General features: G+C 72.5%; 8 protein-coding genes. 6 read left to right on the top strand and 2 right to left on the bottom strand.

From position 1 onward, the window contains the following. The first annotated feature begins 155 nt into the window (after positions 1 to 155). The 3 genes from recN (at position 156) to OG574_RS34975 (ending at position 3,997) form a co-directional block, all read left to right on the top strand. A complete protein-coding gene (gene recN, locus OG574_RS34965) occupies positions 156 to 1,883 on the top strand; it encodes a DNA repair protein RecN (protein WP_326778730.1) in 1,728 nt (575 codons plus the stop codon). Between the two features lie 6 nt (positions 1,884 to 1,889). Next, on the top strand, positions 1,890 to 2,669 hold the full coding sequence (locus OG574_RS34970) for a hypothetical protein (RefSeq protein WP_326776460.1): 780 nt from the start codon (positions 1,890 to 1,892) through the stop codon (positions 2,667 to 2,669). Positions 2,670 to 2,833: 164 nt separating this feature from the next. Then, positions 2,834 to 3,997 carry a glycosyltransferase family 4 protein gene (locus tag OG574_RS34975; protein WP_326776461.1) on the top strand — a complete coding sequence of 388 codons (1,164 nt, stop codon included), beginning with the start codon at positions 2,834 to 2,836 and terminating at the stop codon, positions 3,995 to 3,997. A gap of 30 nt (positions 3,998 to 4,027) precedes the next feature. On the opposite strand, the gene OG574_RS34980 is transcribed toward OG574_RS34975, so the two are convergent. Beyond that, positions 4,028 to 5,698, bottom strand: coding sequence for a PucR family transcriptional regulator (locus OG574_RS34980; protein ID WP_326776462.1), 1,671 nt, complete (start codon positions 5,696 to 5,698; stop codon positions 4,028 to 4,030). 125 nt (positions 5,699 to 5,823) lie between these two features. Beyond that, positions 5,824 to 7,632 (bottom strand): glycoside hydrolase family 15 protein, encoded by a 1,809-nt coding sequence (locus OG574_RS34985; protein ID WP_100599014.1) that lies wholly within the window; start codon positions 7,630 to 7,632, stop codon positions 5,824 to 5,826. A 456-nt stretch (positions 7,633 to 8,088) separates the two neighbouring features. Here OG574_RS34985 and OG574_RS34990 point away from each other — a divergent pair, with 456 nt between their 5' ends. The 3 genes from OG574_RS34990 to OG574_RS35000 all read left to right on the top strand — a co-directional run bounded on the left by OG574_RS34990 (position 8,089) and on the right by OG574_RS35000 (position 12,709). Then, the gene (locus tag OG574_RS34990; RefSeq protein WP_326776463.1) at positions 8,089 to 9,762 is read left to right on the top strand and encodes a CTP synthase; all 1,674 of its coding nucleotides are present in this window, start codon (positions 8,089 to 8,091) and stop codon (positions 9,760 to 9,762) included. A 95-nt stretch (positions 9,763 to 9,857) separates the two neighbouring features. Next, the gene (locus OG574_RS34995; protein WP_326776464.1) at positions 9,858 to 10,487 is read left to right on the top strand and encodes an NUDIX hydrolase; all 630 of its coding nucleotides are present in this window, start codon (positions 9,858 to 9,860) and stop codon (positions 10,485 to 10,487) included. Between the two features lie 182 nt (positions 10,488 to 10,669). Beyond that, positions 10,670 to 12,709 carry a tetratricopeptide repeat protein gene (locus tag OG574_RS35000; RefSeq protein ID WP_326776465.1) on the top strand — a complete coding sequence of 680 codons (2,040 nt, stop codon included), beginning with the start codon at positions 10,670 to 10,672 and terminating at the stop codon, positions 12,707 to 12,709. Positions 12,710 to 12,771: the final 62 nt, after the last annotated feature.

The following is a 12,771-nucleotide window of genomic DNA, read 5'->3' on the forward strand; positions in this document are numbered from 1 at the left end:
GGGATATCCCCACCCTCGCGGGTGACAACGGATGACAAAAGGGCCGGACGCAGCCGCTCACGACCTGCGAATTCGGTCCATGGGGAGGGAACCGGGGCAGGGCCCGTCGCACACATGGCCCGCGACCTCGTAAGGTCGTGTCCGTGTTGGAGGAGATGCGGATACGGTCGCTCGGAGTCATCGACGACGCGGTGGTCGAGCTGTCGCCGGGATTCACCGCCGTGACCGGCGAGACCGGTGCGGGCAAGACGATGGTGGTCACCAGCCTCGGCCTGCTGCTCGGCGGGCGCGCGGACCCAGCCCTCGTGAGGATCGGCGCCAAGGCGGCGGTCGTCGAGGGCCGGATCACCGTGCCCGAGGGCACCGCGGCGATCGTGCGCGCCCAGGAGGCGGGCGCCGAGCTCGACGACGGGGCGCTGCTCATCAGCCGTACCGTCTCGGCGGAGGGGCGCTCACGGGCGCATCTCGGCGGGCGTTCGGTGCCGGTGGGCATGCTGACCGAGCTCGCCGACGAACTCGTCGCCGTGCACGGCCAGACCGACCAGCAGGGGCTGCTCAAGCTGTCCCGGCAGCGGGGGGCCCTCGACCGGTACGCGGGAGACGCGGTCGCCGTGCCGCTCACCAAGTACCAGGCCGCGTACCGTCGGCTCCGGGCCGTCAGCGCCGAGCTCGACACCATCGTCACCCGCGCGCGTGAACGCGCTCAGGAAGCCGATCTGCTGCGTTTCGGACTCGACGAGATCGCGGCCGTCGAGCCGCGCGCCGGCGAGGACGTCGAGCTGTCGGCGGAGGCCGAGCGGCTCGGTCACGCGGAGGCGCTCGCCTCGGCCGCCTCCGCCGCGCACGCCGCGCTCGCGGGCAACCCCGAGGACCCCGAGGGCGTCGACGCCACCACCCTCGTGGGCGGCGCGAACCGGGCGCTCGACGCCGTACGTTCGCACGACCCGGCCCTGTCCGCGCTCGCCGACCGGATCGGCGAGATCGGCATCCTCCTGTCCGACGTGGCGGGAGAACTCGCCGGATACGCCGACGACCTCGACGCCGACCCGCTGCGGCTCGCCGCGGTCGAGGAGCGGCGGGCGGCGCTGACGCAGCTGACGCGCAAGTACGGCGGGGCGGGCGGGAGCACGGACGAGGTGCTCGCCTGGGCCGAGCAGGGGTCCGCGCGGCTGCTCGAACTCGACGGCGACGACGACCGGATCGGTGAGCTGACCGCCGAGCGGGACGGGCTCCGCGGTGAACTGGGCGTCCTGGCACAGGCGTTGACGGACTCCCGCACGGAAGCGGCGGCACGCTTCGCCGCGGCCGTCACGCAGGAGCTGGCCTCGCTCGCCATGCCCCACGCGCGCGTGTCCTTCGACATCCGCCGCACCGACGACCCGGACGGTGTCGAGCTCGACGGGCGCACGGTCGCGTACGGCCCCTCCGGCGTGGACGAGGTCGAGCTGCTGCTCGCCCCGCACCCCGGCGCCCCGCCGCGGCCGATCGCCAAGGGGGCCTCGGGCGGTGAACTGTCCCGCGTGATGCTCGCCGTGGAGGTCGTGTTCGCCGGTACCGATCCCGTGCCCACGTATCTGTTCGACGAGGTCGACGCCGGCGTCGGCGGCAAGGCCGCCGTGGAGATCGGCAGGCGTCTCGCCAAGCTCGCCAAGTCGGCGCAGGTCGTGGTCGTCACGCACCTTCCGCAGGTGGCGGCGTTCGCCGACCGGCAGCTCCTCGTGGAGAAGACGAACGACGGGACCGTGACCCGGTCCGGCGTCACCGTCCTCGAGGGCGAGGACCGGATCCGCGAACTGTCCCGGATGCTGGCGGGCCAGGAGGACTCCGAGACGGCGCGCGCGCACGCGGAGGAACTGCTCGCCACCGCCCGAGCGGACGCGTAACCGCCCGTGGAAAAGCGTGTGGTGGGCCGGTTCGCGGCCCTCGCGGCCGGTGCCGTCGTGGCCCGGGCCGGGTTTGCGGCGCTGCGGCGGGCCAGGCCGGGTGGGCCGGGCCTGTGGGAGCGGACGAACTTCGCGGGCCGGGCCGTCGACCTGTGCGCCGGGCCGGCCGTCGTGGCCGGGGCCGTCGCCGGTGCGGCCGCCGCCACCTCGGGTCGGGATCGCCGTGCCGCGGTCCTGGCCGTGCTCGCCGCCGGGGCGTGCGGCGCGTACGACGACGTGGCGGGTGCCGGTGATCCGCGCAGCGGGTTCCGGGCCCATCTGTCGGCGCTGCGCGACGGTGAACTGACCAGCGGGGCCGTGAAGTTGATCGGTATCTCCGCCGCGGGGCTCGCCGCGGGTTCGCTGCTCGAGGAACGGATCGTGGACAAGGCGCTCGCCGGTGTCGTGATCGCCGGCGCGGCGCACTTCGTGAACCTGGTGGACGTACGGCCCGGGCGGGCGGCAGCGGCCGTGCTCGCGCTCGGGGCGCCCGGACTGCTGAAGGGGGCCGTCGCCGCGGCCCCCATGGGCGCGGTGGCCGCCGTCCTGCCGGAGGACCTCGACGGGCGCACCATGATCGGAGACACCGGGGCACACGCCCTGGGCGCGGCGCTCGGCGTCGCCGTCGTCGCGGGGAACGGGCGCGCCGGACTCCTCGCACACGCGGCCGGACTGGTCCTCGCCGCGGCATACGGGGATAAAGTGACCGCATTGGCCCGCGGGGCGGAGTCAGTTCAACACGCCTGAATTCACGCGTGTGAGTGATCCCGTACGACGTGTTGCCCACTCCGACACGGTGGGGACTCCGGGCCGGTGCCGGAACGCCCGTACGGGCTGGCATCCTTGGCCCAGACCGTTACGGCGCGACATCCCGCGCGTCCCGCACCGACCGACCCAGGAGTCCCGGCCACGTGAGTCACGTGAGCAGCCAGCCAGCGCACGGTCCGTCACCGCTGCGCACCGTGCAAGTGCTCGGCGGCGGCAGCGCCGGAAGCAGCACGCACGTCAGGTCGCTGGCCGCCGGGCTCGTCGCCAGAGGAGTACGCGTCACGGTGTGCGCACCCGTCGAGGTCGCACACGTCTACGGCTTCGCGGACGTCGGCGCGCAGCACGTCACCGTGCCCCGCAGCAGTGACCCCGGGTCCGTCGCGGCGCTCCGGGTCGCCTGCGCCGACGCCGACCTCGTCCACGCGCACGGGCTGCACGCCGCGCTGCGGGCCTCCCTCGCACTCAGCGGCAGGACCACGCCCCTCGTCGTCACCTGGCACACCCGCTCCCACGCCGAGGGCGCCCGCGCCCATCTGCTGCGTCTGCTCGAACGGCGCGTGGCCAGGGCCGCGTCCGTGGTCCTCGGCACCTCGTCGGACCTCGTCGAGCGGGCCCGCGTCCGCGGCGCCCGCGACGCAAGGCTGGCCGCGGTCGCCTTCCCGGCGCCGCGCCGCCCCGATGCATCGGAAGCCGCGCCGGTGCCGGGACCCGAGGGGCCCGAGGACCCGGAGCGCCTGCGGCACAAGTCACGGGCCGAACTCGGCGCTGTGGAACGGCCGTTGCTGATGGCCGTCGGCAGCCTCGTGAAACACCGCGGGTACGGGACGCTGCTGGACGCCGCGCGCACCTGGCGCCATCTCGACCCGGTGCCGCTGCTCGTCATCGCGGGCGAGGGGCCGGAGCGGGGCGCGCTCCAGCGCCGCATCGAGAGCGAGCAGCTGCCGGTACGGCTCGTGGGGCGCCGTGACGACGTCTCCGAGCTGCTCGCGTCCGCCGATGTGGCTCTGCTGACCAGCAGTTGGGAGTCCCGGTCGATCCTCGCGCAGGAGGCGCTCCACGCGCGCGTGCCGCTCGTCGCGACCGACGTCGGCGGCATCCCCGAACTCGTCGGCGACGCCGCGGAACTCGTCCCTTACGGCGACGCACGCGCCCTCGCCGACACCGTCACCCGCCTCCTGTCCGACCCCGCGCGCCGTGACCAACTCAGGGAGCGCGGCGCCGTACAGGCGGCGTCGTGGCCGACGGAGGACGAGACGGTGGCCCAAGTGCTCAGCGTCTACGACGAGTTGACGGGTGCGGGGGCGTAGGACCGACCTGCTTCAGTCCTGGCGGCACGCTCACCCCACATGCCTGCGCGCCCGCAGCGCGAGGCTCAACGCGAGCACCGTCTGCGGGTCGTCGAGATCCGTGCCGAGCAACTCGCTTATGCGGGCGAGGCGGTTGTAGAGCGTCTGGCGGTTCAGATGGAGTTCGCGGGCCGTCTCCGCCTTGCGGCCCGCGTGCGCCAGATACGTCTGGAGCGTGGGAAGCAGCGGGGGCTTGGCGCGGCGGTCGTGGGCCTGGAGGGGGCCGATCGCGCGCTCCACGAACGCCGCCAGGTCCGGATGGTCCCGCAGCCGCCACAGCAGCAGGTCGATGTCGAGGCGCCGCGCGTCGTACCAGGGCCGGTCCGACAGCCCCTGCGCCGCCGTGGCCGTCTCGGCCGCGTGCCGCAGGCCGGCCGCAGCCGCGGCCCAGCCGCCCGCGCCGCCGACCACGACGACCGGCGGCTGCGTCCCGGCGCGCTGCATGCCCGCCCGCTCGACCCCCGCCCGCAGCGCCGCGGCCACCCGGTCCGCGACCGCCGTGCGCTCCGAGTCCGACCGCAGCCCGAGCAGTAGGGGAACGCGCCCCTCGACGGGCCGTACGCCGAGCAGGACCGGAACGCCCACCGCGGCCAGCTCCTCGGCGACCGCCCTGGCGAGGACCGCCCAGCCGCCGCCGGGGGAGAGGCCCACCGAGCCCACCGACGCCTCGGGCAGCCGCATCACGACCGGCAGCAGCGGCCCCTGGCCACCCGGCTTGAACCCGAGGACGCGCGCCTGCGCCGGGGCGTCGTCCGGCGTGATCCGGCCCTCCGCGAGATCCGTGAGGAAGTCACCGCGGCCGCGCGCCGCCAGCTCCTCCTCCTGGCGGGCCTGCATCAGCACGACGGCGAGGCTGCTCGCCGCCCGTTCCGCCGCGATCCGGTGCACGGGCGCCAGCGGTGCCGCGACCGGCAGCAGCACGAGGCGTGCCCGCACGGACCCGGTGCCGGGCCCGCCGCCGGGCACGTCGACGAGCACGGCTCCGGCGGGAGGCTCGTCCCGGTCGGCGGGCTTGCCGCGCATCCCCTCCCACACCTGGAGCGGGTCGGCGACCTCGGGCTCGCCCCCGGCCGCGTACAGGAGCTGCCCGTCGGCCGTCTCCAGGAACACCGGGTTGCCGCTGAACTCCGCGAGGATGCGCAGGACTTGGGGCACTCCGCCGCCGCCGAGGAGGGCCTCGGTGCAGCGCCGGTGCACCTCCTCGGCGCGCTGGAGGAGCGCGTAGTGCCCGTTGACGATCTCGGTGTGGACCTCCTCGGTGACCGTCACGAACGGCACCTCGCGGTGCAGCTGCACCAGGGGGAGGCCGGCCGTGCGCGCGGTCTCCACGAGTGCGGCGGGCAGCCGTGCGAAGCGCTGGCCCAGCTCGATGACGAGGGCGGAGATGCCGCGGTCGGCGAGCTTGCGGACGAAGGCCCGCTGCTCGGCGGGGCGCGTGCCGATGCCGAACCCGGTGGTCAGGAGCAGCTCGCCGCCCTTGAGGAGCGAGGCGATGTTGGGCACCTCACCCGCGTGCACCCAGCGCACCGTGCGCTGCAGCCGGTCCGCGCCCGCCACCACCTCCGGGAGCCCGCTGCGCAGACCTGGCAGTTCCAGGGCCCGCTGCACGGTGATGCCGCCCTGGGTGCCGGGCGCGCTGCTGTGGGGGGCCTGAGTGTCCATGGTGCGGACGCTACCTGCGCGCACGTTCCTGGAAAACCTCCGGCCACCAGGCAGGACGCGCTGAAGCCGCCGGCGGCGCGTCCGCAGGGGGAACGCGCCGCCGGAAAGGTGATCAGGGAGCCGGGCTAGCCGCCGTACGCCCCCGAGGCCGTCAGCCGCAGTGCCGTGTCGATCAGCGGCACGTGGCTGAACGCCTGCGGGAAGTTGCCGACCTGGCGCTGCAGACGCGAGTCCCACTCCTCGGCGAGCAGCCCCAGGTCGTTGCGCAGCGACAGGAGCTTCTCGAAGAGCGTGCGGGCCTCGTCCACGCGGCCGATCATCGCCAGGTCGTCGGCCATCCAGAACGAGCAGGCGAGGAACGCGCCCTCGTCGCCCTCCAGGCCGTCGACGCCCGCGTCCTCGCCCGTCGTCGGGTACCGCAGGATGAAACCGTCCGGCGTCGAGAGCTCCCGCTGGATCGCCTCGATCGTGCCGATGACGCGCTTGTCGTCGGGCGGCAGGAAGCCCATCTGCGGGATCAGGAGCAGCGAGGCGTCCAGCTCCTTCGAGCCGTACGACTGGGTGAACGTGTTGCGTTCCTTGTCGTAGCCCCGTTCGCACACGTCCCGGTGGATGTCGTCGCGCAGCCTGCGCCACTTCTCCAGCGGCCCGTCCGCGTCACCCGACTCGATCAGCTTGATCGTGCGGTCCACGGCGACCCACGCCATCACCTTCGAGTGAACGAAGTGCCGGCGCGGCCCGCGAACCTCCCAGATGCCCTCGTCCGGCTCGTCCCAGTGCTTCTCCAGGTAGCGGATCAGCTTGAGCTGGAGCAGGGACGCGTAGTCGTTGCGGGTCAGGCCCGTCATGTGCGCCAGGTGCAGCGCCTCGGTGACCTCGCCGTAGACATCCAGCTGGAGCTGGTGCGCCGCGCCGTTGCCGACCCGCACCGGCGCCGAGTTCTCGTAGCCGGGCAGCCAGTCGAGCTCCGCCTCGCCCAGCTCGCGCTCGCCCGCGATCCCGTACATGATCTGCAGGTTCTCGGGGTCGCCGGCGACCGCGCGCAGCAGCCAGTCACGCCAGGCGCGGGCCTCTTCGCGGTAGCCGGTGCGCAGCATGGACGAGAGGGTGATCGCCGCGTCGCGCAGCCAGGTGTAGCGGTAGTCCCAGTTGCGGACACCGCCGATCTCCTCGGGCAGCGACGTCGTCGGCGCGGCGACGATGCCGCCGGTCGGCGCGTACGTCAGTGCCTTCAGCGTGATCAGCGAACGGACCACAGCCTCGCGGTAGGGCCCGTGGTACGTACAGTGCTCGACCCACTCGCCCCAGAACTCCTCCGTCGCCTCAAGTGACCCCTCGGGGTCGGGGAGGGCCGGAGGCTTCTGGTGTGAGGGCTGCCACGAGAGGGTGAACGCGATCCGGTCACCCGGCGCCACCGTGAAGTCCGAGTACGTCGTCAGGTTCTTGCCGTACGTCTCCGTGGACGAGTCGAGCCACACGGAGTCGGGGCCCGCGACAGCGACCGTGCGGCCGTCGACCTTGTGCACCCACGGCACGATCCGCCCGTACGAGAAACGCATGCGCAGCGCCGAGCGCATCGGGACGCGGCCGCTGATGCCCTCCACGATCCGGATCAGCTGCGGTGCGCCGTCACGCGGCGGCATGAAATCGGTCACTCGAACCGTGCCGCGGGGGGTGTCCCACTCGGATTCGAGGATCAGTGAATCGCCGCGGTACGTCCGGCGCGCCGCGGTCGGCGGTTCGGCCTCCGCGGCGTGCGCCGGTCCCAGCCGCCAGAAGCCGTGTTCCTCCGTGCCGAGCAGGCCGGCGAAAATGGCATGCGAGTCGAAGCGTGGGAGGCACAGCCAGTCGACTGTTCCGTCCCGGCAGACCAGGGCAGCGGTCTGCATGTCTCCGATGAGTGCGTAGTCCTCGATGCGCCCGGCCACGTGCATCTCCAGTCGAACGGCCACGTACGCCCCCGGAAGGGCGATCGCTCTGCGGTCTCTGCGGTCAAGGGTTCGTGTTGGTGCGTCGTCGTAAAAACGAACTGACGAGCTCTTGTTCCGGGAGTAACGGGCGGGGGTAGTGCCGTTTGCCGGCCTGGCTCGGCAGCGAGTGTCCGAGCAGGATACGACGCAGCGCAGTGATCCGCGCGCCCGTCCCGGCAACCGAGGTGGGCCGAAAGAGTGAGCGATGGGTGAGGTTTCGGTGATGCTGTGGTGAGGCATGTGCGGAGCGTGGCCGGAAGCGGCCTCGCCCACTCGCTGTTACCCTGGTAGCCCGTGGACCGGTGCGCTTCTGCAAGCAGTCGAAGCCCCCGAACCGCAGCGACGGCACCCCCGGAAATCTCCGGACCAGGCAAGCCGGTACGCATTCCAGACCGCGACCACGGGAGCCCCCTCTTGGCCATGACGCCCAAATCCACGACGACCAAGCACATCTTCGTCACCGGGGGTGTCGCCTCCTCCCTCGGCAAGGGGCTGACGGCCTCCAGCCTGGGTGCGCTCCTCAAGGCGCGTGGTCTGCGGGTCACGATGCAGAAGCTCGACCCGTACCTGAACGTCGACCCCGGCACGATGAACCCCTTCCAGCACGGTGAGGTGTTCGTCACCAACGACGGCGCCGAGACCGACCTGGACATCGGCCACTACGAGCGCTTCCTCGACGTGGATCTGGACGGCACGGCCAACGTCACCACCGGCCAGGTCTACTCCCAGGTGATCGCCAAGGAGCGGCGCGGCGAGTACCTCGGCGACACCGTCCAGGTCATCCCGCACATCACGAACGAGATCAAGCACCGCATCCGCCGCATGGCGACGGACGACGTCGACGTCGTCATCACCGAGGTCGGCGGCACGGTCGGTGACATCGAGTCCCTGCCGTTCCTGGAGACCGTCCGCCAGGTCCGCCACGAGGTCGGTCGCGACAACGTCTTCGTCGTGCACATCTCGCTGCTGCCCTACATCGGCCCCTCAGGCGAGCTGAAGACCAAGCCGACCCAGCACTCGGTCGCCGCCCTGCGCAACATCGGTATCCAGCCGGACGCGATCGTCCTGCGCGCCGACCGCGAGGTGCCCACCGCGATCAAGCGCAAGATCTCCCTGATGTGCGACGTCGACGAGGCGGCCGTCGTCGCTGCCATCGACGCCCCGTCGATCTACGACATCCCGAAGGTCCTGCACACCGAGGGCCTGGACGCCTATGTCGTGCGCAAGCTGGACCTGCCGTTCCGCGACGTGGACTGGACGACCTGGGACGACCTGCTCGACCGCGTCCACAACCCCGACCACGAGATCGTCATGGCGCTCGTGGGCAAGTACATCGACCTGCCCGACGCCTACCTGTCGGTGACCGAGGCGCTGCGCGCCGGCGGCTTCGCCAACAAGGCCCGCGTCAAGATCAAGTGGGTCGCGTCCGACGACTGCAAGACCGCGGCCGGCGCCAAGAAGCAGCTCGGCGACGTGGACGCGATCTGCATCCCCGGCGGCTTCGGCGACCGCGGCGTGTCCGGCAAGGTCGGCGCGATCCAGTACGCCCGCGAGAACAAGATCCCGCTGCTCGGCCTCTGCCTCGGCCTGCAGTGCATCGTGATCGAGGCCGCGCGGAACCTGGCCGACATCCCCGACGCGAACTCCACCGAGTTCGACGCCGCCACCGCCCACCCGGTCATCTCTACGATGGCCGAGCAGCTCGACATCGTCGCCGGTGAGGGCGACATGGGCGGCACCATGCGCCTGGGCATGTACCCGGCGAAGCTCGCCGAGGGCTCCATCGCGCGCGAGGTGTACGACGGCAAGGAGTACGTCGAGGAGCGCCACCGTCACCGCTACGAGGTGAACAACTCCTACCGCGCCGAGCTGGAGAAGAAGGCCGGTCTGCAGTTCTCCGGCACGTCGCCGGACGGCAAGCTCGTCGAGTACGTGGAGTACCCGCGCGAGGTGCACCCTTACCTGGTCGCGACCCAGGCGCACCCCGAGCTCCGCTCCCGCCCGACCCGCCCGCACCCGCTCTTCGCGGGCCTGGTGAAGGCGGCCGTCGAGCGCAAGACCGGCGGCGCGGCGAACGGCAAGAAGGCCAAGTAAGCCATGTAGGACAAGGGTTGTACGGTTGCCGGGGTGCGTGCCTTTTGGGGTGCGTGCCCCGGTTTCTGTTTACGTGCGTAGGAGGACGTGTCGACATGACGACGATCAAGGACACCGCCGAGGAGTGGGAGGTCCGGGCGACCGCGACCCCCTTCGTCGGGAACAAGACCTCTGTGCGCACCGACGACGTGGTCATGCCCGACGGCTCGGTCGTCCGCCGCGACTACCAGGTCCACCCCGGCTCCGTCGCCGTCCTCGCCCTCGACGACCACGGCCGCGTCCTGATCCTCAAGCAGTACCGCCACCCCGTGCGGCACAAGCTCTGGGAGATCCCGGCCGGACTGCTCGACATCCCCGGCGAGAACCCGCTGCACGCGGCCCAGCGCGAGCTCTACGAGGAGGCGCACGTCAAGGCCGAGGACTGGCGCGTCCTCACCGACGTCTACACGACCCCCGGCGGCTGCTCCGAGGCCGTGCGCATCTTCCTGGCCCGCGACCTGTCCGAGGCGGAGGGCGAGCGCTTCGAGGTGGAGGACGAGGAGGCCGACATGGAGCTGGCCCGCGTCCCCCTGGAGGAGCTCGTACGCGGCGTGCTGGCCGGCGAGCTGCACAACAACTGCCTGGTGGTGGGGGCGCTCGCGCTGACCGCCGCGCAGGCCGGTGGCGGCCTGGAGTCGCTGCGGCCGGCCGAGGCTCCCTGGCCCGCCCGTCCGTTCGAGGCGTAGGCGCGGGCTGTGCACCGGAGGGGCCGATTCCCGTCGGCCCTTCCGGTCACACCATCCGCTGATCCGATTGAGGGACATCCCCGCGCCGCCCGCCAGGGAACGCCGTTCCGCCTGAACTAGGCTCTCAAAGCGTCCCGCCCGAACCCCCGGCGGGTTCGGCACAGGTGGACGGAGCGTGGCCCGTGACGGATCAGGCGGTCGAATCGAAGGACGGACTGAAGAACAGTCAGTTCCTGGGCCGCAGCCGTGAGTTGAAGGAACTGCGCGCCGACATCGAGCGCGCGGGACTCGACACGATCGCCGGACGCAAAGCGCCACGCGCGCGCGTGCTGCTCATCGCGGGCCGCCCCGGATCCGGTCGCACCGCGCTCGCCGAGGAACTCCTGAGCCAGGTCGCCGCCGGCTACCCGGACGGCATCCTGCGGACCCGCCTCACCGCCCCGGACGGCACCCGCGTCCCCACCGAACGCACCGCGCGCGAACTCCTCGACAGCCTCGACCTCCCGGCGCCCCCCGGCGAGGGCGAGGACGACCTCGCCGAGCGGCTGCGCGAAGGACTCTCCGTACGCCGGGCCGTGCTTTTCCTCGACGACGCGGCGGACGCCGAACAGGTCGACCCGCTGCTCCCGGAAACCCCCGACTGTCTGGTCGTCGCCGTGTCCGAGGGGCCGCTGACCGGAATCTCCGACGTACGGCCCTGCACGCTCGGCGGCCTCGACACGAAATCCGCCCTCGAGCTGCTCGGCCGGCACACCGGATCGGTCCGCATCACCGTCGACCCGCGCTCCGCGGAGTCCCTCGTCGAGGAGTGCGGGTCCCAGCCCGCGGCGCTGATGCTGGCGGGCGGCTGGCTCGCCGTACGTCCCAAGGAGGCCGTGGCGGACCTGGCCAAGCAGCTGCACGCCCAGGCCGACGACGGGCCCGCGCTCGCCCGCGTCTTCCAGCACGCCTACGCGTCCCTGCCGGTGCCCGCCGCCCGGATACTGCGCTACCTGTCCCTCGCCCCCGAGGGCCATGTCGACCCGCACACCGCGTCCGCGCTGGCGGGCTGCTCCGTCTCCGCCGCCCGGACCACCCTCGACGACTTCACCGTGCTGGGCCTGATCGGGCGCATCGACTCCGAGCTGCCGCAGTACGAGGTGCCCGGCTGCCTGATGCCGCTGCTGCGGGGCCTGACCGAGGCCCACGACCGGCCCGGCGAGGTGCAGCTCGCCCGCGCCCGGATGCTGGAGCGCACGGTGCGCCTGCTCCAGTCCTGCCGCGCGATCACCGAACCGGAAGGCTCGCCCGCCCGCAAGAAGCTCGCGGGGCTGCCCCGCGCCCTGCGCTTCCCGAATCCCGCTGCGGGCGCCGAGTGGCTGCGGGTCCGGCGGCCCGCGCTCCTGGCCGCCGCCCGCCTCGCCGTCGCCGACGGGGAGCTCGACACCCTGGCCAGGCGCCTGATGGCGGCCCTGACGCGGGCCCTGGCCGTCCACGTCGGCACCGAGGCCGCCGCCCCCGACCTCTACGGCATCCACCGCCTTGTCCTCGACGTCGCCGAGCGCAGGAAGCTGCCCCGTGAGAAGGCCGCTGCCCTCCTGAACCTCGCCGACCTCGACGCGCGGACCGGCCGCACCCAGGAGGCGCTCACCCGCTACCGGGCCGCTCTGGACGCCGGACGCGAAGCCAGGGACCCGTACGCGACCGGCCGCGCGATGGAATCCGTAGGCGGCACGTACCAGGAGCTGGGGGACTGGCACCGGGCTGCCGACTGGTACGGGCGCGCCCTCGCCCAGCGGCTCACCCGCGGCGAGCGCGCCGACGCCGCGCGGCTGCACGGACGCATCGGCACGGTGAACACGTACGCGGGCCGCTACGGCGACGCGCTGCGCAGCTGGCGCTCGGCCGCCGCCGGGTACCGCAAGGAGGGTGATGTCGCAGCTCAGGCGCGGGCGTTGAGCGAGATGGCGCGTGTCCAGGAGTACGCGGGCCGGCCCGAGGAGTCGCTGCGCACCTGCCATGAAGCGGTCGAGTGGGCGCGCCAGGCCAAGGACGTGCGACTGCAGGCCGCGCTGCAGCTCCGCCTGGCCGACACGCTCGACCGGCTCGGCGATCCCGCGGCCGCCAAACTGCACCGTGGTGCGGCCGAGCGCATGCTGGGAGAGGAGCTGCCGATCGAAGGAAAGACCCCAGAACAGGGCGCTGACACCTACGAAATCCGCAGTGCATCCGAGGAAGATTGATGCTTTGAAAGGCTAGACAGCTAGAAATCCTTCATTAGACTGGCTCCGCCGCGTACTTCCGT

The organism is Streptomyces sp. NBC_01445, from assembly GCF_035918235.1.
In the GTDB taxonomy this organism is placed as follows: domain Bacteria; phylum Actinomycetota; class Actinomycetes; order Streptomycetales; family Streptomycetaceae; genus Streptomyces.